Here is a 22,336-nt window from a genome sequence, read left to right on the forward strand (position 1 = left end):
CGCCAGTACCGCGTCTGCATGAAGCCTCGCATTCACGTTTATCTCGCCGTAACTGGAAAGTTATTTGCCAGCTGGCAACTTTCCTGACGGCATCTCAAATGATTAAATTACTAACACATTGATTTCTATGCATTCATGTTCTGGCACAGCGATTGCTATTTGACTGTGAGCTGTTCTGTTCCGAATCAAAGGAGATATCATGTCTGACTGTCGTGCTTACGGATTCAATACCCAGATCGTTCATGCGGGCCAACAACCCGACCCTTCCACTGGCGCGCTCAGTACGCCTATTTTCCAGACGTCAACCTTCGTTTTTGACAGTGCCGAACAGGGCGCCGCCCGCTTTGCGCTTGAAGAACCCGGCTACATCTATACGCGCCTTGGAAACCCCACCACCGACGCGCTGGAGAAAAAGCTGGCTGTGCTGGAAAGAGGCGATGCCGCGCTGGCAACTGCATCCGGTATTTCAGCCATCACCACCTCGTTGCTGACCCTGTGCCAGCAGGGCGACCATATCGTTTCCGCCAGTGCCATTTACGGCTGCACTCACGCTTTTCTGTCACACAGCCTGCCGAAGTTCGGCATTAACGTCAGCTTCGTCGACGCCGCCAAGCCGGAAGAAATCCGCGCGGCCATGCGCCCGGAAACCAAAGTGGTGTATATCGAAACACCAGCAAACCCAACGCTCTCGCTGGTTGATATTGAAACGGTCGCCGGTATCGCCCATCAGCAAGGCGCATTGCTGGTCGTGGATAACACCTTTATGTCGCCCTACTGCCAGCAACCTCTGCTGTTAGGTGCCGACATCGTGGTGCACAGCGTGACCAAGTACATCAACGGCCACGGGGACGTGATTGGCGGTGTGATTGTTGGCAAGCAGGAATTTATCGACCAGGCACGATTCGTCGGGCTGAAAGATATCACCGGCGGCTGCATGAGTCCGTTCAACGCCTGGCTGACGCTGCGCGGCGTGAAAACGCTGGGCATCCGAATGGAGCGCCATTGTGAAAACGCGTTAAAAATTGCCCGCTTCCTGGAAGGGCATCCGGCCATTACCCGCGTGTATTACCCTGGCTTGCCTTCACATCCGCAGTATGAGCTGGGTAAACGTCAGATGAGCCTGCCGGGAGGAATTATCAGCTTCGAAATCGCCGGCGGCCTCGAGGCTGGCAGACGGATGATCAATTCTGTAGAATTGTGCCTCCTCGCGGTCAGTCTCGGTGACACCGAAACCCTCATTCAGCACCCAGCGTCTATGACACATTCGCCCGTTGCGCCAGAGGAACGGCTTAAAGCAGGTATTACCGACGGACTTATCCGTCTTTCTGTTGGTCTTGAAGATCCAGAAGATATTATTAACGACCTTGAACACGCCATCAGAAAGGCAACATTCTGACTATTACGGCCTGAACCGATGCAGATCGGTTCAGGCCGTTGAGAATCAAGGCACAACAGCCTGGCTATACACGTAATTCCTTTTCGGGGGGAGAGCGTGTATTTTCGGCAGGGGGTTCTATGCAGGACAACACATTACAATTAAGCAACACTACAGCAACCGCCGCATCCTTCTCAACAAAGCTACCTTTTACAAAATACGATTTTGGTTGGGTATTACTCTGTATCGGCATGGCAATTGGCGCCGGAACGGTGCTGATGCCGGTACAAATTGGTTTAACCGGTATTTGGGTATTTATTGTCGCCTTTATTATTGCTTATCCCGCCACCTATATTGTGCAGGACATTTATTTAAAAACGCTCTCTGAAAGTGAAACCTGTAATGACTACACCGATATTATTAGTCATTATTTAGGTAAGAACTGGGGCGTATTTCTTGGCGTCATCTATTTTCTGATGATTATCCACGGCATCTTTATTTATTCATTATCGGTTGTTTTTGACAGTGCGTCCTATATCAAAACCTTCGGACTCACCGATGCCGATCTTTCGCAGTCAATTATCTACAAAGTCGCGATTTTTGCGGTGCTGGTTGCCATTGCTTCCGGCGGAGAAAAGCTGCTGTTCAAAATCTCCGGCCCGATGGTGGTGGTAAAAGTTGGCATCATCATTGTATTTGGCTTTGCGATGGTCCCGCACTGGAACTTTAATAATATCAGCGCATTCCCTGAGGCGGGCGTCTTCTTCCGCGATGTCCTGCTAACCATCCCGTTCTGTTTCTTCTCGGCGGTGTTTATTCAGGTACTGAACCCCATGAATATCGCCTACCGCAAACGGGTGTCAGACCGGGTGTTGGCTACGCGCATGGTCATTCGTACCCACCGCATCAGTTATATTACGTTGATTGCAGTCATTCTGTTCTTCTCATTTTCCTTTACCTTCTCTATTAGCCATGAAGAAGCGGTCTCAGCCTTCGAACAAAATATTTCCGCACTGGCGCTGGCGGCTCAAGTTATCCCAGGACAAATTATTCACATCACCTCCACGGTGTTGAATATTTTTGCCGTACTGACAGCATTCTTCGGTATTTATCTGGGATTCCACGAGGCTATGAAGGGTATTATTCTTAACGTACTGGGTCGTGTTATCGACGTTGAGAAAATTAATCCATTGGTTCTGACGCTGGGGATTTGCGCCTTTATCGTCACCACGCTGGTGATTTGGGTGTCGTTCCGCGTATCAGTACTGGTGTTCTTCCAGTTGGGTAGCCCGCTTTACGGTATCGTCTCGTGCATTATTCCGTTCTTCCTGATTTATAAAGTCACACAGCTGGAAAAACTGCGCGGGATAAAAACCTGGCTTATCCTGCTGTACGGAATGTTGCTGTGCCTGTCACCGCTGTTGAAGCTGATTGAATAACAAATTAATTAACCCGATAACAGCGCCGTCAGCCCTGACGGCGCTTACTCCACGCTCTCCAGCTGATAGCTACGGATTTTATTCAGTACCGTGGTATGCGACACCCCCAACGCTTTGGCAATATGCCGCGATGAAACATTCTCATCCATCATCTGCTCTATTAACTGACGCTCAGCGCACTGAACCTGCTGTTTAAAAGGCTGTCCGCCGCGTGCCTGATTAACTGAGGTTATACTCGCGATACCCAAATCCTCTCGGGTAATCACATCAGATTCTGCCATCAACATCAGACGAATAATGGTGTTTTCCAGTTCGCGCACGTTCCCCGGCCAACCATGATGATGCATCGCATCAAAGCAGCCTTTATCCAAAATTAACCGGCGCTGAAATTCTTTCGCGTATTTCTGCACAAAATGGCGGATCAGCAGGCTGAGATCCTGCGGGCGTTCCCGCAACGGAGGAATAGTCAGGGAGAGAACGTTAATTCGATAATACAGGTCGGCGCGCAGCAGGCGTTGTTCGACCATCTCTTCCAGATTGGCGTTGGTCGCCACAATAATACGCACGTTAACCGGAATAATCTGCGCCCCGCCCACGCGGCGGATCCCGCCATCTTGCAGTACTCGCAGTAATTTGGCCTGTAAATTCAGCGGCATCTCACCAAATTCATCCAGGAAAAGGGTGCCTTTATCCGCCATTTCAAACAGCCCTTTTTTGCCTTTACCGTCCGCACCGCTGAAGGCGCCTTTTTCGTATCCGAAGAATTCACTCTCCATCAGCGACTCGGGTAATGCAGAGCAGTTAACCGGAATAAATGGATAAAAGCTGCGCTGGCCAGAGTTATGAATCGCTCGGGCCAGCAGCTCTTTACCGGTGCCGGTTTCACCGCGGATCAGGACGGTATATTTGCTGTCCGCAATTCTGATCGCTTTTTCGATCAGTGCCTGCATGCTCTGGCTGCTGCAAATAATGTCTGAAAAATAGCGTGGGCGTTCCACTTCGGGCATCGACAGTTCGCTTATCTCTTCGCAAAAGTAAGCAACGTTAATAATATCGGCACGCTGACTTAAACTGGATTGCACGCAGGAAATATCCTGCAACTGACGACACCAGGATTTAATCAGGATCCGGCCTGCCGTCACTTTCATTGAGATGATATTGATATCACAGCAGGAAAACTCCTTCAGGACATCCTCAACCATAGACAGGCGATCAATTGTTTTAATATCCCAGCGTATCGTGACCACATTTGCTCCAGGTAGTTAGCAACTGCGAAGTAGATATTTCGGTGACGCTCAAGAATCTGACTACATTCTAGACGCTGTGGAATAATGTTCTGCCAATGGACTCACATTGTGGAAGTAAAAACGAAATATAAAAAAACCGGAGCACAAGGCTCCGGTTATTGGGTCATAACCCACGCTTATTGCTGCGGATTCTCATCCTGGTCTACGGCAAAGCACGCCACCAGCTGACCGCCGTAATCTTTAAGCTGCGGCTGTAGCTGGGTACAAGGACCAAAACGACGGCGGCAGCGGGCGTTGAACGCGCAGCCCGGCGGTGGATTCAGCGGGCTTGGCAGCTCGCCGGTCAGCTTGATGCGCTCACGACGGTCGTCCGGGTTCAGACGCGGCGTCGCGGAGAGCAGCGCCTGGGTGTACGGATGGCGCGGATTGTTGAAGATCTGATCTTTGGTCCCTTTCTCCACGCAGCGACCTAAATACATCACCATCACTTCATCGGCAATATGTTCCACTACCGACAGGTCGTGGGAGATAAAGACATAGGACAGCCCCAGATCCTGCTGCAGATCCATCATCAGGTTCAGCACCTGTGCACGCACGGAAACGTCCAGCGCGGAGACCGGTTCGTCGGCAATCACCACGTCCGGGTCAAGCATCAGACCGCGGGCGATGGCAATACGCTGACGCTGACCACCGGAGAACATGTGCGGATAGCGGTCGTAGTGCTCGGTTTTCAGGCCCACTTTCGCCATCATCTCCAGCGCTTTTTCACGACGCTGCTCTTTGCTGAGCGAGGAGTTGATCTGCAGCGGCTCCTCCAGAATCTGCCCCACTTTCTTACGCGGGTTCAGCGAGCCATACGGGTTCTGGAACACAATCTGGATTTTCTGCCGACGCAGCTTCTGCGCCTGCGGGTCATGCTTGAGCAGATCCTGCCCCTGGTAATACAGCTCTCCGCCGGTCGGAACTTCAATCATCGTCAGCAGGCGACCCAGCGTTGATTTCCCGCAGCCCGACTCGCCAACCACCGCCAGCGTTTTGCCACGCTCTAAGGTAAATGACACGCCGTCCAGCGCTTTAACCAGGCGCTCCGGGGCGAACATCCCCTTCTTCACCGGATAGTGTTTTTTCAGGTCAATTGCCTGCAACAATGGCTGTTGCGAGGTGGCCTCGTGCGTACTCATAGTGTGGGCCTCCCGGCATCATCGAGTGGGTAGTGGCATTTCGACTGGCGACCTTCGCCCAGTATGTTCAGCTCCGGCTCTACGCTACGGCATTTGTCCGTGGCATACGGACAGCGAGGGTTCAACAGACAACCGTTCGGGCGGTCGTATTTACCCGGCACCACGCCCGGCAACGAGGCCAGTCGCGCTTTATCCTGCGCAAACTCCGGCAACGCACGCAGCAATGCCTGGGTATACGGATGGCGGGGCGCGCGGAAAATATCGTGTGCAGCCCCGGTTTCCACCACCTGACCGGCATACATAACGATGATTTTGTGTGCCGCTTCTGCCACCAGCGCCAGGTCATGAGTAATCAACACCAGCGCCATATTTTCTTTCTGCTGAAGCTCCAGCAGCAGTTCGATGATCTGCGCCTGAATAGTCACGTCCAGCGCGGTTGTCGGTTCATCGGCAATCAGCAGTTTCGGACGACAGGCAATCGCCATGGCGATCATCACGCGCTGACTCATACCTCCAGACAACTGGTGCGGATACACATCAAGACGTGAAGCCGGGTCAGGGATGCCCACCAGCGTCAGCAGGTCAATCGCCCGCTGAATACGGGTTTTCTTGTTGCCACCCTGATGCACCTTAATGGCTTCCATAATCTGGTAGCCGACGGTGTAGCACGGGTTGAGGCTGGTCATTGGGTCCTGGAAAATCATCGCCACTTCAGCACCCACCAGCTGGCGACGCTCTTTTTCAGAGATGCGTTTCAGGTCGCGGCCGTTAAACTCAAGGCTTTCCGCCATCACGCGGCCGGGATAGTCAATCAGCCCCATAATCGCCAGTGAACTGACGGACTTACCGGAGCCGGATTCCCCGACAATCCCCACCACTTCGCCCTGGTTCACACTGTAGCTGATGCGGTCTACGGCACGGAATTCGGCGCCAACGTCGCCGAAATGTACAGATAATTTGTCTACATTTAATAACGCCATCTCGAACCTCTTACTGCTTCAGTTTGGGATCGAGCGCGTCACGCAGACCGTCACCCATCAGGTTAAATGCCAGCACCGTCAGCAGGATCGCCAGACCCGGGAAGGTCACGACCCACCAGGCACTTTGCGCGAACTGCAACACGTCGGAGAGCATAGTGCCCCATTCCGGTGTTGGCGGCTGCGCGCCCATGCCCAGGAAGCCAAGCGCGGCCATATCGAGAATGGCGTTAGAGAAGCCGAGCGACGCCTGAACAATCAGCGGCGCAAGACAGTTAGGAAGAATATTGACGAACATCTGGCGCATCGCACCGGCACCCGCCACGCGAGAGGCGGTGACGTAGTCGCGGTTCACTTCCACCAGCACGGCGGCACGTGTCAGACGCACATAGTGCGGCAGCGCCACGAACGTCAGTGCCAGCGCCGCATTACCTATCGATGGGCCAAATACCGCCACCAGCACCAAGGCCAGCAACAGGCTCGGCAGTGCCAGCATGATATCGACCACTCGCATGATGACGTTATCAACGATGCCGCCGAAATAACCGGCCACCAGCCCGAGAATCACGCCCATCAGCAGCGAGAGCACCACCACCAGACAGCCGACCAGCAGCGACAGGCGTGCACCGTACATCAAGCGCGACAGCACATCGCGCCCTACGTCGTCAGTACCAAACAGATGCGCCCACGAGCCGCCTTCCTGCCACGCAGGAGGTGCCAGCAGCGTATCGCGAAACTGTTCCGCCGGGTTATAGGGCGCAATCCAGTTGGCGAAAATTGCAATAAACAGCACGATGACCACATAAACGAGGCCAACGACCGCACCTTTGTTGCGTTTAAAATAGTGCCAGAACTCCTGCAACGGGGTCATCGGCACCGGTGCAGCAATAACTTTATTTTCAGTAACCTGTGACATGATGGCCCCTTACTTCTTATGCCGAATACGCGGGTTCACCACGCCGTACAGCAGGTCTACCAGCAGGTTGACGAGAATAATCATCGTCGCTACCAGTAATACACCGCCCTGCACTACCGGATAATCACGGCGTTGCAGCGCATCAATCAGCCAGCGCCCCAGACCCGGCCACGAGAAAATGGTTTCGGTCAGAATAGCCCCAGCCAGCAGCGTACCGACCTGCAGACCGATAACGGTCACCACGGGCAGCATGGCGTTGCGCAGAGCATGAATGACGATCACGCGCATCCGCGTCAGCCCCTTGGCGCGCGCGGTACGAATGTAATCTTCGCCCAGCACTTCCAGCATTGACGAACGGGTCATACGCACGATAACGGCCAGAGGAATGGTGCCCAGCACCATCGCGGGCAGGATCATATGCGCCACGGCATCAATGAAGTTACCCTCTTCACCCCAGATGGCGGTGTCGATCAGCATAAACCCGGTCAGCGGGTTGGAGTCATCAAGGAACACCATGTCGCTCACCCGCCCGGAAACCGGCGTCAGGTTCCACTGCACGGAAACCAGCATGATCAGCATCATGCCCCACCAAAAGATAGGCATGGAGTAACCGGTCAGTGCCAGACCCACAGCGGTGTGATCGAAAATAGAACCACGCTTAACCGCGGCGAGTACGCCAACGGGAATCCCTACCGCGGTGGCAAACATCATGGCGCAGACACCGAGTTCCAGCGTCGCTTTAAAGCGCGGCACGAACTCTTCCCACACCGGCAAGCGGCTTTTTAACGAAATGCCTAAGTCACCATGCATAACCCCCCAAATGTAATGGAGGTACTGCTGCCACATCGGTTTATCCAGACCGAGTTCAGCCAGCAGTTGAGCATGACGCTCAGGGGAGATCCCACGCTCACCCGCCATGATCATTACCGGATCGCCGGGGATCATATGGACGAAGGCAAAAGTGAGAAGAGTGATACCGATAAACGTAGGGATGACGAGTCCCAAACGTCGGAGAATGAACTGCAACATAACCCGGATTCTCTCTAATGACGCACGGCCTGGAACCGTGAATCTGTATTGCTCACAAATCTTATCCCACGCATAAACAACTGTGGGTAAAGCACTACGCCGGATGGCGCTACGCTTATCCGGCCTACTCTCGTAGGCCTGCGCAAGCGTAGCGCCGCCAGGCATGGGGTGCATGAACACCCCTGAGTTTTAATTATTCGATAGAGACGTTTTCGAAGTGGTGTTTGCCTAATGGATCAACCACATAGCCTTTGACTTCTTTACGCACTGGCTCATACACGGTGGAGTGAGCAATGATCAGCGCAGGCGCCTGGTCATGCATCACTACCTGAGCTTGTTTGTAGAGTTCAACACGCTTGTTGTGGTCGTCGGTCGCGCGGGCCGGTTGAATCAGATCTTCAAACGGCTTGTAGCACCAGCGAGAGTAGTTGGAGCCGTCTTTCGCTGCCGCACAGCTGAACAGGGTGGCGAAGAAGTTATCCGGATCCCCATTGTCCCCGGTCCAGCCCATCATCACCGCCTGGTGCTCACCAGACTTGGCACGCTTGAGGTACTCGCCCCACTCGTAGGTGACGATTTTGGCCTGGACGCCAATTTTCGCCCAGTCCGCCTGGATCATTTCAGCCATACGGCGTGCGTTCGGGTTGTACGGACGCTGTACCGGCATCGCCCACAGTTCAACGGTGAAGCCTTTGTCCTGGCCCGCTTCTTTCAGCAGCGCTTTGGCTTTTTCCGGATCGTAGCTGTAGTCTTCAACGTCGTCGTTATAGCCCCACATGGTTGGCGGTATCAGGTTCTTGGCTGCAACGCCTGCGCCCTGATATACCGCTTTGATGATCGCTTCTTTGTTCACCGCGTAGGTCAGCGCCTGACGCACTTTCACGTCATCAAACGGTTTTTTCTCGGTGTTGAAAGACAGGTAACCCACGTTCAGGCCCGCCTGCTCCAGCAGGTTGAGGTTTTTATCCTGCTTCATGCGCGCGATGTCAGCCGGGTTCGGGTACGGCATCACCTGGCACTCATTCTTCTGCAGCTTGGCGTAACGCACGGATGCATCAGGGGTGATGGAGAAGACCAGACGATCGATCTTCGGCTTGGTGCCCCAGTAACCTTCGAACGCTTTATACAGAATGCGCGAATCTTTCTGGTACTGCTGCATCTGGAACGGACCGGTACCGATTGGGTTCAGATCCACTTTCTCCGGGGAGCCGGCTTTCAGCATGTTGTCGGCATATTCTTTGGAAAGAATAGACGCGAAGTCCATCGCCAGATCTGCCAGGAACGGTGCTTCCGGGCGGGTCAGTACGAACTGGACGGTGTTATCGTCGACTTTCTTCACTTCACTGATCAGATCCGGCAAGCCCATCCCTTCGAAGTACTCATAGCTGCCACCAGAGACTTTATGGTACGGGTTCTGGGCGTTTTTCTGGCGGTCAAAGGAGAACACCACGTCATCAGCGTTGAAGGTACGCGTCGGTTTAAATTCTTTATTGTCCTGCCACTTCACGCCCTGACGCAGGTGGAAGGTATAGGTTTTACCGTCTTCGCTGATTTCCCACTTCTCAGCCAAGCCCGGGATCACTTCAGTCGTACCGGTTTTGAACTCAACCAGGCGGTTGTAGATCGGTACTGAGCTGGCATCATAGGTTGTGCCAGAAGTGAAAAGCTGTGGGTTAAAGCCTTCAGGAGATCCTTCTGAACAATAAACCAGAGTTTTAGCCTGTACGCTTGCTGCGACGGTCATAGCCACCAGGCTCAGACCAAGCTTCAGCATCCCTGACTTCTTCAAGGAAATACTCATTCTTCTGCTCCAAATGTGATGTTTGTTGTTTTACCCTTTGCAGTGGGTTTGCACCGCCTGGCCTTTTTTGTTTTTTACCCGGCCGGGTCGGCGTTAAGAGGATGGGGATTCCGTTCACATAAGCGACTGAGTTGCAGTGCGGATTCTCCATGAAATGCCCCTCATGCCCTACAATCTGTCAACAGAATGTGAAAACGTCAATACAGGTAACCGTGATTTACGCCAACGGTGAGAATTCGCAAACAAAGATTAAAAAAAGTGCAGAGGGGCATTTTCAGCAGGGAAATTTGTGCTACGCGGCCTATACCAGAATAAATATCTTCATATTTAGCAACGTTTAGTGATTAACATTTATGCAAAATGTGAAAAATTTCTTAATGAATGCTGCATATCTGAGCGATTAATACCATGAACGTTAAAGCGCACAGCGGAAAATGCTAGGTTCAGCCATAAGTAACGCAAAAAAAGATTCAAGCAAATATAAAAAAAGACAATGGAATATGTCACAGAATCGTTAACAGACAGTGGGAAGTGGTACACAATTTTTGCAGGCGAAATGAAGATGAAACGGGGAAGCAGCCCGTAGGCCGGATAAGGCGTCTGCGCCGCCATCCGGCGATGCAGACTCCCACGCGCTTTAATTGCCTGATGGCGCTACGCTTATCAGGCCTACAAATCCTCTCGGCATCAAATGCAAAAAGCCCTGCTCGTAGAGCAGGGCTTTGAATTTGGTCGGTGATAGAGGATGACTCGCCACTACGTGGCTCGCCCTGCGGGCCGTTGCTGACGCAACGTTCTCTCGCTCCGCTCGAGTCGAACCCCTTGCCCCCGGAGGTTCTCATCCTCTCTGCATCAAATGCAAAAAGCCCTGCTCGTTGAGCAGGGCTTTAAATTTGGTCGGTGATAGAGGATTCGAACCTCCGACCCCTTCGTCCCGAACGAAGTGCGCTACCAGGCTGCGCCAATCACCGAATGCGGGGCGCATCTTACTGCTCAGGTGCGCGCCCGTCAATCCCTTCGTATCAAAATGCCATTCGATCGGCGAGAAAGTCAGCAGCCCGGTTACTGCGCCGCGACTTTCTGCCCACCCGGAACGTTGCACCAGTTATTGTTCTCATTTATACCGCCGTTTGGCGAGGTATAACCGAGGCAACCCAAAATGGTGTCATACAGTTCCACATGACGGCGCGGGACCTTCATATCCGCCTCTTGCTTCAGGTGAGCAAACGCCTTCGCATGATCGGGGTCTTCCAGATACTTATCCGACATCCACACCATCATCGGCACGCGGAACTGCTCTGGCGGCGCCATTTTACGCGGCGTACCGTGCAGGTGCTCACGTTCGTTAATAGACTCACCGTGATCGGCGGCATAGAACACTATCGCTTTCTTATCGCGCAGTTGATCAAACACTTTGGTAATAAAGTGATCGACATAGGTCACCGAGTTGTCGAAAGAGTTAATCATCTGTTCTTTCGAACAGCCGCTATCGACATCCACACACTCAGGCTTCCACTGTGCATACTCGCGAGTGTAGCGCTGCGTGTAGTTAAAGTGTGAACCTTTGGTATGCAGAATAATCAGGCGCTTACCGCTGTCATTCTGCTTTAAGGATTGCTGCATTTCGGTAATCAGCAGCATATCGTCAACCGTTTTGCCACGGTTACGCGGCTCTGCGCCAATTTGTTCACGATAGGCGATGTTTTCCGCCATGGTATTACTGTAGAACCACATCTCGCTTTGCATCGCGTAAAGGTCTGTTTTAAACCCTAACTGACCGAGTACGGAAAAAACGTTTTGTTCTTTCAGCGTCCGCTGTGGGTTTTCTTCCGCACCACCTTGACGTACAAACATGCAGCGCAGCGACAACTTGGTCGCGGTATCACATGAATACCCACGGAATGCCGCCAGGTTTTTCTCCTGAGCCAGCCTTGGTGTGGTATTTCGCTCGTAGCCAAAAATCCCCATATGATCCCAGCGCGTGGTCTCACCAATAATAAACACCACGTAGGTGTCATCGAGATTCTTGGGGGCAACATAGGTGAATTTTTTCGCCGGGTTCATCAGCGATTTGTTGTCTGAGGACTCATCAACCTGCGCCCAGGCATACAGCCCTAACGCGGAGAGCCAGTTTGACGGCAGATAGGAGTTTGCCACGACGCCGCCGTAGCTGGGTAAATCGATGCCGGTTTCACGCTCGACGGATCTCTGCTGCATGCTGAGCAGACGAATCGGCGCCCATACCATGATCCCCGCCAGCAAAACGACCGCCACATTGCGAAATCTCATACCTGGCGTGCGCAGCTGTTTTATCAGGGTGTAGCGACAGCGGTTATTCCAGATTAAGAGCAACGGCAAAATACTGACCGAAACCAGCCACGCAATAAAATGCCAGCCCACAACTTCCTTCGATAAATCAATATCGGTGGTCATAACCGAGGCAATAATGCCGTAACCGATCACCACGTTCAGGAAGGTCATATAATAGCTGGCACCTGCAGAACACAGCACCACAAAGGTTGCCAGTACACGCCAGGCGCGTCGGCCAAATAAAGAGAGAAGACGAAGTAAAAAGAAGGTTGCCAGCACCGCGCCAGCTAATTCAACAACCGCAGAGATTCCTTTCCAGACGGTGAACTCGTACGCATATCCGCTAAAACGACGGTAAAATACAGCGGAGTTCATAAACAGACCGATATAGATTGCCAGCAAGAGACTGAGCTTCTGCTGCGTCATCGACTTAATATATCTCATCAATAAAACCTGGAAAACGGGATAAAAAGCCCTACTTACAGTCAGTTAGACCGGGCAGGTGAAAGATGCGACAACGGCAGAGTTTGAAATGTCTACGGGCGCGAGTAAGTAGACCACAGGTAAACGCAAAAGTGCTTATAGAGAATGAAAATGGCGCATATATTTTTGTAAATATATGCGCCAGGTATTAATGACACCACTAATAGAATCAGGCGTGCGCCTCGGTAAATACGCTACGCTGAGGCTGACGAATGGTGGTAGACAGCGCCAGCGAGATGATTAACAGCGCGAAGATGACACAGAAGGTCACGTAAAAACCGCCAAACAGGGAAGCGATGATGGACCCACAGATGCTGCCAATCCCGAAGCCCAGATAGATAACCCCATAGTTTTTAGCCAGATTATTCAGGCCAAAGAACTCACTGACCAAGGACGGGAATACGGTAATCGTACCGCCAAAGTTAAAGGCAACGCAGGCAATCGCCGCGAAGAAGGTCGCTTCGTTCAGCGGTGCGAATAACAGCGCCGCCATACCGACCAGCGAAACAACCTGACCAATGGTGATAACGCGAATACGGGAAATCTTGTCGGACAGGATGCCCAGCACCAGACGGCCTGACAGGTTAGCGATGGAAATCACCGTCACCGCATTGGCCGCTGTCGCCACATCCATATGCGCCAGAGTTTGCGCAATATCTTTTGCCACACCAATGACATACAGCCCACTCATACACGCGGTCAGGAACATCACTGCCAGCATCCAGTACTGTGGTTTGCGCATCGATTGCGCCAGAGTGTAGTCGTGCTCGACCACGCCATTCACCGTTTTTACTTCCTGATTTGGTGCATCTTTCATCAGCGTAGAGCCAAAGACGATCATCACCAGCACAATGGCACCCCAGATAACAAAGGTTTTCTCCAGCCCGACGGTTTCCAGCAGATGAGTGTCGATAAACTTGAAGCCGAGGCTGCCGAGGCCATAAGAGCCGATAGCAAAAGCAGAAATCAGCCCTTTACGCTCAGGGAACCATTTTACGCAGTTGGACAGCGTTAACAGGTAGCCCGCACCATCCGCCAGGCCCACCAGTACACCCGCACTCAGCCACAGCATAATCAGGCTGTCAGAGTGTGCGGTTAAGAAGAAGCCCACGCCCAGCAGGATACCGGATGCCATGGTGACGCGTTTCACGCCAAAACGTTCCTGAAGTTTCCCGGCGACAGAAGAAGAAATCGCCAGGCCCAGGCTTAACAGGCCAAAGGAGAAAGCCACCTGGCTGACCGGCGCATCCAGCTTTGAAGAAAGCGCGCCATTGAACAGGCTCCAGGTGTAAACCGAACCTAAGGCAAATTGGGTAATGATGGTGCCGATCAGGGTCAGCCACCGGGTACGCTGATAATCAGAAGTTTTCATGGCAGTATTCCTGCATAAGCAAATTGGGAAATTCTCTGCCAACAACCATACCGAAGTGCATTTATGACGAGGGGAAAACGGCATGAAGTGCCATCAGAACGGAATGAAATGCCTGGATTGCGGAATGAATGACGAGACAAAAAGTGAGAGGACCGGTTTTTTTCACACAAGTGAGTACCCGCTATCACTGAGACGCGTGTGATTATTGATTCTAATTTGTAACGGAGTTGTTTTATTTACGCATGTTCGCGTTAAAATTTAGCGCTTACTCCCATGGTGTACATATAGTCACTATTATTGGTGCTATTTTCCGCCTGAGAGAGCGCAGCATAGGCCGCCATATGCGGATTGAGCAGCATATCGGCACCCACGGTAACATCCAGCCAGTTGCCGTCCTGACTCGCCGCAGACATCCGGCTGAGGCCCGATTGCGCCTTCCAGATATTCTCGCCAAACTGCTGGTTATAGCTGATTTGCGCCCACGGACGCAGATCGCCAAACTGCGAATTAACCCGCCAGCCTAAGGTGCTAACGCTGGCATGCCATAACGGATCGGTCTGCGTGACGGACGTCGCACTGTCGCCAAACTCGTTATAGGTGGACGTTGCCGAACCGTCATAATGTAGGGCTGCGATCGGGCCGGTCGTCACTTGTCTGGACACGGGGAAATTCCAGCCCATACTCATACCGCTGGTCGTATCCAGCGTCGTTTGGTCCGCCAGGTTCACCACCGGACCCGCCACGCTCTTCGTGGAACGAATGCGTTCTTCAAGTATGTCGTTATAGCGTGGTTGGTGATCGCTGTCCCATGTATAACGTTCAGCCGTATGACCTGACATAGCATCAACGATATATTCTTGTTGCCAGCCATAGGCCGTATGGGTAGACAGCGCACAGACCACGACGCTCACCAGAAGGCTGAACCTCTGGCGACCACTACTGTTTCTTATAATCATCAACGCGACTCCAGAAAAGAGCCGAATTCGGCGATATTATTGTCATTGTGTGAAGGATATCGGGCACATTAGGCCCTGTATTAAATATTGTCTTTTTAGCGGGCGCGTCAAGGCGAGCCGAATGAAATTTTTACGCCAGTAAAAACAGCGAGGAAGAATATGCAGCGTTGCGGCTGGGTCAGTCAGGATCCACTATACATTGCCTATCACGACAAGGAGTGGGGTGTCCCCGAAACCGACGGTCAAAAGCTGTTCGAGATGATCTGTCTGGAGGGGCAGCAGGCGGGGTTATCGTGGATAACCGTCCTGAAGAAACGGGAAAACTATCGTCATGCTTTCCACCATTTCGATCCTGTCGCCGTTGCCGCGATGACCGAAGATGATGTCGAAAGGCTGGTGCTGGATGCCGGTATTATTCGTCATCGAGGGAAAATTCAGGCCATTATCGGCAACGCACGCGCCTACCTGGCGATGGCGCAAAACGGCGAACCGTTTAGCGAGTTTGTCTGGTCGTTCGTTGATCATCAACCGCAGCTGACGCGCGCCGCCAGCCTGAGCGACATCCCCACCTCAACCCCTGCGTCTGACGCGCTCTCAAAAGCGTTAAAAAAGCGCGGCTTTAAGTTTGTCGGCACCACCATCTGTTACTCCTTTATGCAGGCATGCGGGCTGGTCAACGACCATGTCACCGGCTGTATTTGCTACCCGGAGGGTCAACATGATTCGCCAATCAACGCCTGACGATCTGGCGCCGATTCTGGCGCTGTGGATGGATAGCACGATTTATGCTCATCCGTTTATTGAAGAACGCTACTGGCGTGAGAGTGAACCCATCGTACGCGATGTCTACCTGCCCGCAGCACAAACCTGGGTATGGGAGGAAAGCGGCCAGCTCAAAGGCTTTGCCAGCGTGATGGAAGCGCGCTTTTTGGGCGCACTGTTTGTTGAACCTACCGCCATCAGAAGCGGGATCGGCAAAGCGCTGGTGCAGCATGTCCAGCAGCGCTTTTCGTTGCTCAGCCTTGAGGTTTATCAGAAGAACCAGTCGGCGGTGAATTTCTACCATGCGCTGGGTTTTCGTATTGAAGACAGCGCATGGCAGGAAGAGACGCATCACCCCACGTGGATTATGAACTGGCAGGCGGATCAAACGCCGTAAGCGCCAGTGCGGGCCCGGTGTACTTTTCCAGCCACGCCAGCGCGGTGTTGCCCGCGCAGCCATTCCCCAGCGTCGAGCTGGGGAGATCGCAGGTCAGCACATTCACCGCGCCATTCTTACAAATACCCCCTGCGGACAGGTCCAAATCTGGCCAGGCGCCCTCGTGAATACAAATCACGCCCGCTTTGATGCCTGTCGTCACCACCGCCCCGGCCAGAATTTGCCCGCGATGATTCCACACCCTGACCGTGTCGCCATCGGCAATCCCCCGCGCCCTCGCATCCTGCGGGTGAATGGTCACCGGTTCGCGATCCGCCACCGCGTACTGCTCGCGTAACGTGCTGTAATTCAACTGGCTGTGCAAACGGTGCGCCGGATGGGCCGACAGCACCTGTAATTGCTCGGGCTCAGCATTACCGAACCATTCATCCGGCGCCAGCCACATCGGGTGCCCTGCACAATCCGCGTAGCCGTAACTTGCAATCTTCTGCGAGTAGATTTCGATTTTGCCGCTGTCAGTTTTCAGCGGATGCGCCTGCGGGTCACGGCGAAAATCAGCAAAGCGAATAAACTGCGCGTTGACGGCACTTTCCGGCATTTCGATAAGCCTGTTGGCCTGCCAGAACTCGGCAAAGGGCGGCAACGTCACCTGCTGGCTGGCCCCGCGCTGCCCGGCAATCTTGTAAAAGGTCTCCAGCCATTCCAGCTCGCTTTTGCCTTCCGTAAACCGTTCATACCCCCCCTGCTCCCAGCGCCCGCTGAGTTCAGCAAAAACATCAAAATCATTGCGCGCCTCATCGCGTGCCGGCACAACCTGCTTCATCGGTACCAGATGCTGATTACTGTAATCACCGGTCATGGTGAGGTCGTTGCGCTCAAAAGAGGTGGTGGCGGGCAAAACGATATCGGCATGCTTCGCCGCCGCAGTCCAGAAACACTCGGAGATCACCACCAGCTCTGGCTTTTGCCAGGCGCGAATCAGACGATTGGTATCCTGATGATGGGTGAAGTTTGCCCCGCCCGCCCACCAGAGAAAACGGATATCCGGGAAATGGCGGTCCATACCGTTGTGTTGGTAGAACCCTCCGGGGTTCTCCAGAGCCTCAACGATGCGCGCAACCGGGATTTTATCCACCGCATCGGTGCCACCTTTTACGCTCCCCTGCATGGAGGCGAGCACCGCCGCGCGACGCGTCGGATTGCCGCCGTTAGCAAAATGATAAGAGAGACCAAAACCACCGCCAGGCGTGCCAATTTGCCCAAGCATGGCGGCCAACGTGACGATCATCCAGTGCTTTTGTTCACCATACTGCTGACGTTGCATACCCCACCCGGCCATCAGCATGGTGGTATTTTGGTGAAATATTTCTGCCAGTTCACGTATTTTCGCCGCAGGTACACCACAAATCTCCGCAGCCCACTCTGCCGTTTTGGCGACATCATCGGATTTCCCCACCAGATAGTCGGCAAATCGTTCATAACCGGTGGTACAGCGGGCAAGAAACGCCTCGTCGTGCCAGCCGTTTTCCACCAGCGTATGGGCAATGCCGAGCATCAGGGCGACATCGGTACCCATATGCGGGGCGACCCACTCCATTTTGTCACCAAAGAAATCCACGCTCTCCGATCGCATCGGATCAATGCAGATCAGGCGTTTACCGCTGTTGCGTAACGCCTCAAAGTACGCGAGCCCCTGCTCATCAGAGGCGTTCCAGGCAATCTTCAGGGTGTTGAGCGGATTCGCGCTCCAAAGCACCACCACGTCGCTGTGCTCCAGTACGACGGGCCAACTGGTCTGCTGCTGATAGACTTCGTTCCCGCCCACGACGTACGGCATGATGGCCTGCGCCGCCCCCGTTGAGTAATCCCCCAAATGGCCGGTATAACCACCCGCCAGCGCCATATACCGCTGCAGCAGGGTCGCGGCCTTGTGTAACACACCGTTCGAACGCCAACCGTACGAACCGGCAAAAATGGAGGACGGACCGTAACTGTCGCGAATGCGCTTATGCTGGGTATGGATCAGATTCAGCGCCTCATCCCAGCTGACACGGACAAACTCATCCTGCCCGCGCACACCCTGTGGGGCCTCCGGCGAGGCCAGAAAGCCTTTACGCACCATCGGAAAACGCACCCGCGTTTTGCTGTGTACCTGATCGCGCACCACGGTCTGCAACGAATTGGGCTGTGAAGTGGGCAATGCGCCACGCGAGGAGAAAACCGTGTCGCCATCGGTTTCAACAAGAATGGGTCCCCAGTGGGCGGCGGTTAATACCGAGTAATGTGCGGGTGAATTAGCCAAGATGGCGCTCCTGAATGCGATGTGACGGCTTATTTATTATGCCGTTCAATGTTACTTACAAATTTCAGAGTCTTCCCTGGAATTTTCTTCATGTTCACACGTCATAATCAACCGCCACAGTCGCTGTGGTAAAGAATAAAAAAGTCATTAAGGAATTAAGATGAAGAAACGTGTATTTGTGATTGCTGCCATCGTGAGCGGCGCCCTGGCGGTTTCTGGCTGCACAACAAACCCTTACACCGGTGAACGCGAAGCGGGTAAATCCGGCATGGGGGCGGGCATTGGTTCGCTGGTGGGTGCGGGCATTGGCGCGCTCTCCTCGTCGAAGAAAGATCGCGGCAAAGGCGCGTTGATTGGCGCAGCCGCAGGGGCCGCCGTGGGTGGTGGTATCGGTTACTACATGGACGTGCAGGAAGCAAAACTGCGCGAAAAAATGCAGGGAACCGGCGTGAGCGTGACGCGCAGTGGCGATAACATCATTCTGAATATGCCCAACAACGTCACCTTCGACAGCAGCAGCGCCAACCTGAAACCTGCCGGGGCCAACACCCTGACCGGCGTGGCTATGGTACTGAAAGAGTACAATAAAACCGCGGTCAACGTATTGGGCTTCACCGACAGCACCGGCAGCCAGGATCTGAACATGCGTCTGTCACAGCAGCGTGCGGACTCCGTTGCCAGCGCCCTGATCACTCAGGGTGTGGAAGCTAACCGTATCCGCACCCGTGGAATGGGCCCGGCGAATCCAATAGCCAGCAACAGCACCGCGGAAGGTAAAGCACAAAACCGCCGCGTAGAAATCACGTTGAGTCCAATTCAGTAACGTTTTGTGCCGGAGACAGGCTGCGCCTTATCCGGCATGAAGCACTTGCCATCGTTGATTTTCACGATAAGGTGTTCACACTAAATTCAGGGAAATCAGCGATGAGCAAATCAACACGTGCCACCATCAGCGATGTGGCGAAAGCTGCAAAAACGGGTAAGACCAGCATTTCACGCTACCTCAACGGTGAGAAGCATCTGCTTTCCGACGCGCTGTTGGCCCGCATTGAACACGCCATTGCCGAACTCGACTATCGCCCCAGCCTGATGGCACGAGGCCTGAAGCATGGCCGTACCCGCCTGATAGGCCTGATTATCGCCGACATTACCAACCCCTACTCCGTTAACGTGTTAAGCGGTATCGAAGCTGCCTGTCGCGAAAAAGGTTTTACCCCGCTGGTCTGTAATACCAACAACGAAGTGGACCAGGAGCTGCATTATCTCGATCTGCTGCGCAGCTATCAGGTTGAGGGGATTGTGGTGAATGCCGTCGGCATGCGCGAAGAAGGGCTGAACCGCCTGCAACAGTCTGCACTACCGATGGTGTTGATTGATCGTAAAATTCCGGATTTCGCCTGTGATATGGTCGGTCTGGATAACACCCAGGCGGCGACAGTTGCCACTGAGCACCTGATTGAACAAGGCTTCGAAGCTATTCTGTTCCTCAGCGAGCCGTTGGGGATGGTTAACACCCGACGCGAACGTCTGACTGCTTTTCGCGCCACGCTGGCGCGATATCCCGGCGTTATCGCCGAAAATGCCGAGGTTTCGCTGGCGGAAAATACGCAACTGGATGACACGCTGCGTCAGTTTCATCAGCAGCATCGCGGAATGCGTAAGGCCGTTATCTCTGCCAACGGCGCGCTCACGCTGCAGGTGGCCCGCTCGCTGAAGCGTATTGGCCTCAACTGGGGCAGCGACATCGGCCTGCTCGGTTTTGACGAACTGGAATGGGCCGAACTGGCTGGCGTCGGCATCACCACCCTGAAGCAGCCCACCTGGCAGATTGGCTATACCGCCGTCGAGCAGGTTGTACGCCGGATCGATGGTAAATCGGATGCTGTTCAGGAACAGGTTTTCTCCGGTGAGCTGATCGTTCGCGGGTCTACCGCCCGTTAAATTTCCTTCGTGATGGTGATCATAAATTCGGCATCATAGTCTTTTCTTTGGAACCGGTTCCATCTAGCGTTATAGCAAGAACGCACGATTTGGAGTTTCCATGAAAAGAAAAATTATGGTGGTCACCGCTGCTTACGGTTACGACCAGGTGCATGCAGCTGGCGGGCAAACTGCCATGCTGCCTATTATTGCTGAAGCTGGTGCTGACGGCGTTGAAATTCGCCGCGAAATGCTGAGCGACACCGAGCTTAAAACGCTGCCAACCCTGGCATCCGCGATTGAAATCTTCGGCCTGCTGGCCTGCTACTCCGCGCCAGAACCGCTATTTCTACAAGATGGTCATCTCAATCCCCACCTGCCGGCGCTCCTTCAGGAAGCCCAAACGTTGCAGGCGTTATGGTTAAAAGTCTCCCTGGGTCATTTTTCCCATACTCAGCAATTCGACACACTGCGTGAGTGGCTCAACGACAGCGGTATGGAACTGGTGGTCGAGAACGATCAAACGCCCTGCGGACGCCTGCAGCCTATGCTGCACTTCAGGGATGCCTGCCAGAAGCAGGAGCTGCCGGTATCCCTGACCTTTGATATGGGCAACTGGCTGTGGGTCGGCGACTCCCCCGAAGACGCCGCGCAGGCGCTCGCCTCAACCGTGGGATATATCCATGTGAAGGCCGCCACTCCGCATCTCGACAGCTTTCGTGCCGTTGCGCCCGATCGGGCAGACCCGCGCTGGCTGGCACTGTTAAACACGCTGCCCACGGACGTCCCGCGCGGCATTGAATTCCCCCTGGAAGGGCACGATTTAGCGGCGGTGACCCGTCACTACGTCGAACTGCTACGCGAGGAGTAACACATGAAAAATTCACTGGATGTCGTCACCATTGGCGAAGCAATGACGATGTTTGTCGCCACGCAAACCGGCGAACTGGCGGATGTAGAGACATTTATCAAACGGGTCGCGGGCGCAGAGCTTAACGTGGCAACCGGCCTTGCCCGTCTGGGCCTGAAGGTCGGCTGGGTGAGTCGCGTAGGTCACGACAGTTTTGGCCGATTTATTATTAAGTCGCTGGAAAAAGAAGGGATTGATGCGCAGGGAGTCACCCAGGATGGACGCTACGCAACCGGCTTTCAGCTGAAATCTAAAGTCGAAAATGGAACCGATCCCATCGTGGAATATTTTCGCAAAGGCTCAGCCGCCAGCCATCTTGGCATGGAGGATTATCACGAAGCGTACTTCTCCAGCGCACGCCACCTGCACCTGAGTGGCGTGGCGGCAGCGCTGTCCGCCAGTTCTTACGAACTGCTGGCCCATACCGCCCGCACCATGAAAGCCCAGGGAAAGACTATCTCGTTCGATCCCAATTTACGCCCGGTGCTGTGGAATAGCGAAGCGGAGATGGTGGAGAAACTCAACCGACTCGCATTCCAGGCCGACTGGGTTCTGCCGGGGTTAAAAGAGGGCATGATTTTGACGGGACAACAGACGCCTGAAGGCATCGCTGACTTTTATCTGCGCCACGGCGTGAAGGCAGTGATTGTTAAAACAGGTGCCGATGGCGCCTGGTATAAGGCAGCCAACGGCGAGCAGGGCTGCGTCGCACCGGTGAAGGTCGACAACGTGGTCGATACCGTCGGCGCGGGCGATGGCTTTGCGGTCGGCGTCATCAGCGCCCTGCTGGAAGGGCACTCACTGCATCAGGCGGTGACCCGAGGCAATAAAATTGGCGCCCTGGCCATACAGGTTCAGGGCGACAGTGAAGGATTACCCACACGTGAACAATTAGCGGAATAAACCCCCGGCCCACTCTGTACCCTACATACAGAGGCGGCGTAACAGCATAACCAGAG

19 protein-coding genes, 1 tRNA gene and 1 other RNA gene are annotated in these 22,336 nt (G+C 53.8%); 8 read left to right on the top strand and 13 right to left on the bottom strand.

Annotation, left to right across the window (positions count from 1 at the left end; genetic code table 11):
* Positions 1–199 precede the first annotated feature (199 nt).
* Both megL and FDX22_RS28725 read left to right on the top strand, forming a co-directional pair.
* Positions 200–1,396, top strand: a complete 1,197-nt coding sequence (megL, locus tag FDX22_RS28720) for a methionine gamma-lyase (RefSeq protein WP_096759168.1) — start codon at positions 200–202, stop codon at positions 1,394–1,396.
* Between the two features lie 119 nt (positions 1,397–1,515).
* Positions 1,516–2,814 (top strand): amino acid permease, encoded by a 1,299-nt coding sequence (locus tag FDX22_RS28725; RefSeq protein ID WP_146718142.1) that lies wholly within the window; start codon positions 1,516–1,518, stop codon positions 2,812–2,814.
* Positions 2,815–2,858: 44 nt separating this feature from the next.
* Here the strand turns inward: FDX22_RS28725 and FDX22_RS28730 are convergent, their stop codons facing one another.
* The 12 genes from FDX22_RS28730 to FDX22_RS28785 all read right to left on the bottom strand — a co-directional run bounded on the left by FDX22_RS28730 (position 2,859) and on the right by FDX22_RS28785 (position 15,086).
* Positions 2,859–4,061, bottom strand: a complete 1,203-nt coding sequence (locus FDX22_RS28730) for a sigma-54-dependent Fis family transcriptional regulator (protein ID WP_146718143.1) — start codon at positions 4,059–4,061, stop codon at positions 2,859–2,861.
* A 176-nt stretch (positions 4,062–4,237) separates the two neighbouring features.
* Complete coding sequence (dppF, locus tag FDX22_RS28735) at positions 4,238–5,242, bottom strand: dipeptide ABC transporter ATP-binding subunit DppF (RefSeq protein ID WP_115257215.1); 1,005 nt, start codon at positions 5,240–5,242, stop codon at positions 4,238–4,240.
* Positions 5,239–6,222: a dipeptide ABC transporter ATP-binding protein gene (dppD, locus tag FDX22_RS28740; protein ID WP_096759164.1), complete on the bottom strand. Its 984-nt coding sequence runs from the start codon at positions 6,220–6,222 to the stop codon at positions 5,239–5,241. Before dppD ends, dppF begins: the two co-directional genes overlap by 4 nt.
* A 10-nt stretch (positions 6,223–6,232) precedes the next feature.
* The gene (gene dppC / locus FDX22_RS28745) at positions 6,233–7,135 is read right to left on the bottom strand and encodes a dipeptide ABC transporter permease DppC (protein WP_115257214.1); all 903 of its coding nucleotides are present in this window, start codon (positions 7,133–7,135) and stop codon (positions 6,233–6,235) included.
* A gap of 9 nt (positions 7,136–7,144) precedes the next feature.
* Positions 7,145–8,164, bottom strand: coding sequence for a dipeptide ABC transporter permease DppB (gene dppB, locus FDX22_RS28750; protein WP_096759162.1), 1,020 nt, complete (start codon positions 8,162–8,164; stop codon positions 7,145–7,147).
* A 193-nt stretch (positions 8,165–8,357) separates the two neighbouring features.
* On the bottom strand, positions 8,358–9,965 hold the full coding sequence (dppA, locus tag FDX22_RS28755) for a dipeptide ABC transporter periplasmic-binding protein DppA (RefSeq protein WP_146718144.1): 1,608 nt from the start codon (positions 9,963–9,965) through the stop codon (positions 8,358–8,360).
* On the bottom strand, positions 9,880–10,116 hold the full coding sequence (locus FDX22_RS30355; RefSeq protein WP_162604169.1) for a hypothetical protein: 237 nt from the start codon (positions 10,114–10,116) through the stop codon (positions 9,880–9,882). The genes dppA and FDX22_RS30355 overlap by 86 nt, the downstream gene beginning before the upstream one ends.
* Positions 10,117–10,694: 578 nt before the next feature.
* Positions 10,695–10,828: non-coding RNA, RtT sRNA (locus tag FDX22_RS28765), on the bottom strand.
* A gap of 31 nt (positions 10,829–10,859) precedes the next feature.
* Positions 10,860–10,936 (bottom strand) — tRNA-Pro (locus FDX22_RS28770).
* A gap of 91 nt (positions 10,937–11,027) precedes the next feature.
* The gene (gene eptB, locus FDX22_RS28775; protein ID WP_117342512.1) at positions 11,028–12,719 is read right to left on the bottom strand and encodes a kdo(2)-lipid A phosphoethanolamine 7''-transferase; all 1,692 of its coding nucleotides are present in this window, start codon (positions 12,717–12,719) and stop codon (positions 11,028–11,030) included.
* Between the two features lie 208 nt (positions 12,720–12,927).
* The gene (locus FDX22_RS28780; RefSeq protein WP_117342513.1) at positions 12,928–14,130 is read right to left on the bottom strand and encodes an MFS transporter; all 1,203 of its coding nucleotides are present in this window, start codon (positions 14,128–14,130) and stop codon (positions 12,928–12,930) included.
* Positions 14,131–14,381: 251 nt separating this feature from the next.
* Positions 14,382–15,086 (bottom strand): autotransporter outer membrane beta-barrel domain-containing protein, encoded by a 705-nt coding sequence (locus tag FDX22_RS28785; protein WP_137399638.1) that lies wholly within the window; start codon positions 15,084–15,086, stop codon positions 14,382–14,384.
* Between the two features lie 159 nt (positions 15,087–15,245).
* On the opposite strand from FDX22_RS28785, the gene tag reads away from it, so the two are divergent.
* Complete coding sequence (tag, locus tag FDX22_RS28790) at positions 15,246–15,827, top strand: DNA-3-methyladenine glycosylase I (protein ID WP_096759155.1); 582 nt, start codon at positions 15,246–15,248, stop codon at positions 15,825–15,827.
* Positions 15,805–16,245 (top strand): N-acetyltransferase, encoded by a 441-nt coding sequence (locus FDX22_RS28795; RefSeq protein ID WP_096759154.1) that lies wholly within the window; start codon positions 15,805–15,807, stop codon positions 16,243–16,245. Before tag ends, FDX22_RS28795 begins: the two co-directional genes overlap by 23 nt.
* On the opposite strand, the gene FDX22_RS28800 is transcribed toward FDX22_RS28795, so the two are convergent.
* Positions 16,214–18,547 carry a molybdopterin guanine dinucleotide-containing S/N-oxide reductase gene (locus tag FDX22_RS28800; protein WP_146718146.1) on the bottom strand — a complete coding sequence of 778 codons (2,334 nt, stop codon included), beginning with the start codon at positions 18,545–18,547 and terminating at the stop codon, positions 16,214–16,216. The genes FDX22_RS28795 and FDX22_RS28800 overlap by 32 nt on opposite strands.
* Positions 18,548–18,707: 160 nt before the next feature.
* Between FDX22_RS28800 and FDX22_RS28805 the strand changes: the two genes are divergently transcribed.
* The 4 genes from FDX22_RS28805 to FDX22_RS28820 all read left to right on the top strand — a co-directional run bounded on the left by FDX22_RS28805 (position 18,708) and on the right by FDX22_RS28820 (position 22,280).
* The gene (locus tag FDX22_RS28805; protein WP_045448680.1) at positions 18,708–19,370 is read left to right on the top strand and encodes an OmpA family lipoprotein; all 663 of its coding nucleotides are present in this window, start codon (positions 18,708–18,710) and stop codon (positions 19,368–19,370) included.
* Positions 19,371–19,471: 101 nt separating this feature from the next.
* Complete coding sequence (locus FDX22_RS28810) at positions 19,472–20,488, top strand: LacI family DNA-binding transcriptional regulator (protein WP_096759151.1); 1,017 nt, start codon at positions 19,472–19,474, stop codon at positions 20,486–20,488.
* A gap of 100 nt (positions 20,489–20,588) precedes the next feature.
* The gene (locus FDX22_RS28815; protein WP_146718147.1) at positions 20,589–21,338 is read left to right on the top strand and encodes a sugar phosphate isomerase/epimerase; all 750 of its coding nucleotides are present in this window, start codon (positions 20,589–20,591) and stop codon (positions 21,336–21,338) included.
* A gap of 3 nt (positions 21,339–21,341) precedes the next feature.
* Positions 21,342–22,280: a sugar kinase gene (locus FDX22_RS28820; protein WP_146718148.1), complete on the top strand. Its 939-nt coding sequence runs from the start codon at positions 21,342–21,344 to the stop codon at positions 22,278–22,280.
* Positions 22,281–22,336 lie beyond the last annotated feature (56 nt).

Origin of the sequence: Citrobacter sp. TBCS-14 (genome assembly GCF_005280805.1) — a bacterium.
In the GTDB taxonomy this organism is placed as follows: Bacteria; Pseudomonadota; Gammaproteobacteria; order Enterobacterales; family Enterobacteriaceae; genus Citrobacter; species Citrobacter gillenii.

Bases quoted from the DNA above. Each gene is read 5' to 3' on its own strand.
- megL (WP_096759168.1), top strand. From the start codon at position 200: ATGTCTGACTGTCGTGCTTACGGATTCAATACCCAGATCGTTCATGCG.
- FDX22_RS28725 (WP_146718142.1), top strand. From the start codon at position 1,516: ATGCAGGACAACACATTACAATTAAGCAACACTACAGCAACCGCCGCA.
- dppF (WP_115257215.1), bottom strand. From the start codon at position 5,242: ATGAGTACGCACGAGGCCACCTCGCAACAGCCATTGTTGCAGGCAATT.
- dppD (WP_096759164.1), bottom strand. From the start codon at position 6,222: ATGGCGTTATTAAATGTAGACAAATTATCTGTACATTTCGGCGACGTT.
- dppC (WP_115257214.1), bottom strand. From the start codon at position 7,135: ATGTCACAGGTTACTGAAAATAAAGTTATTGCTGCACCGGTGCCGATG.
- dppB (WP_096759162.1), bottom strand. From the start codon at position 8,164: ATGTTGCAGTTCATTCTCCGACGTTTGGGACTCGTCATCCCTACGTTT.
- dppA (WP_146718144.1), bottom strand. From the start codon at position 9,965: ATGAGTATTTCCTTGAAGAAGTCAGGGATGCTGAAGCTTGGTCTGAGC.
- FDX22_RS30355 (WP_162604169.1), bottom strand. From the start codon at position 10,116: ATGGAGAATCCGCACTGCAACTCAGTCGCTTATGTGAACGGAATCCCC.
- eptB (WP_117342512.1), bottom strand. From the start codon at position 12,719: ATGAGATATATTAAGTCGATGACGCAGCAGAAGCTCAGTCTCTTGCTG.
- FDX22_RS28780 (WP_117342513.1), bottom strand. From the start codon at position 14,130: ATGAAAACTTCTGATTATCAGCGTACCCGGTGGCTGACCCTGATCGGC.
- FDX22_RS28785 (WP_137399638.1), bottom strand. From the start codon at position 15,086: ATGATTATAAGAAACAGTAGTGGTCGCCAGAGGTTCAGCCTTCTGGTG.
- tag (WP_096759155.1), top strand. From the start codon at position 15,246: ATGCAGCGTTGCGGCTGGGTCAGTCAGGATCCACTATACATTGCCTAT.
- FDX22_RS28795 (WP_096759154.1), top strand. From the start codon at position 15,805: ATGATTCGCCAATCAACGCCTGACGATCTGGCGCCGATTCTGGCGCTG.
- FDX22_RS28805 (WP_045448680.1), top strand. From the start codon at position 18,708: ATGAAGAAACGTGTATTTGTGATTGCTGCCATCGTGAGCGGCGCCCTG.
- FDX22_RS28810 (WP_096759151.1), top strand. From the start codon at position 19,472: ATGAGCAAATCAACACGTGCCACCATCAGCGATGTGGCGAAAGCTGCA.
- FDX22_RS28815 (WP_146718147.1), top strand. From the start codon at position 20,589: ATGAAAAGAAAAATTATGGTGGTCACCGCTGCTTACGGTTACGACCAG.
- FDX22_RS28820 (WP_146718148.1), top strand. From the start codon at position 21,342: ATGAAAAATTCACTGGATGTCGTCACCATTGGCGAAGCAATGACGATG.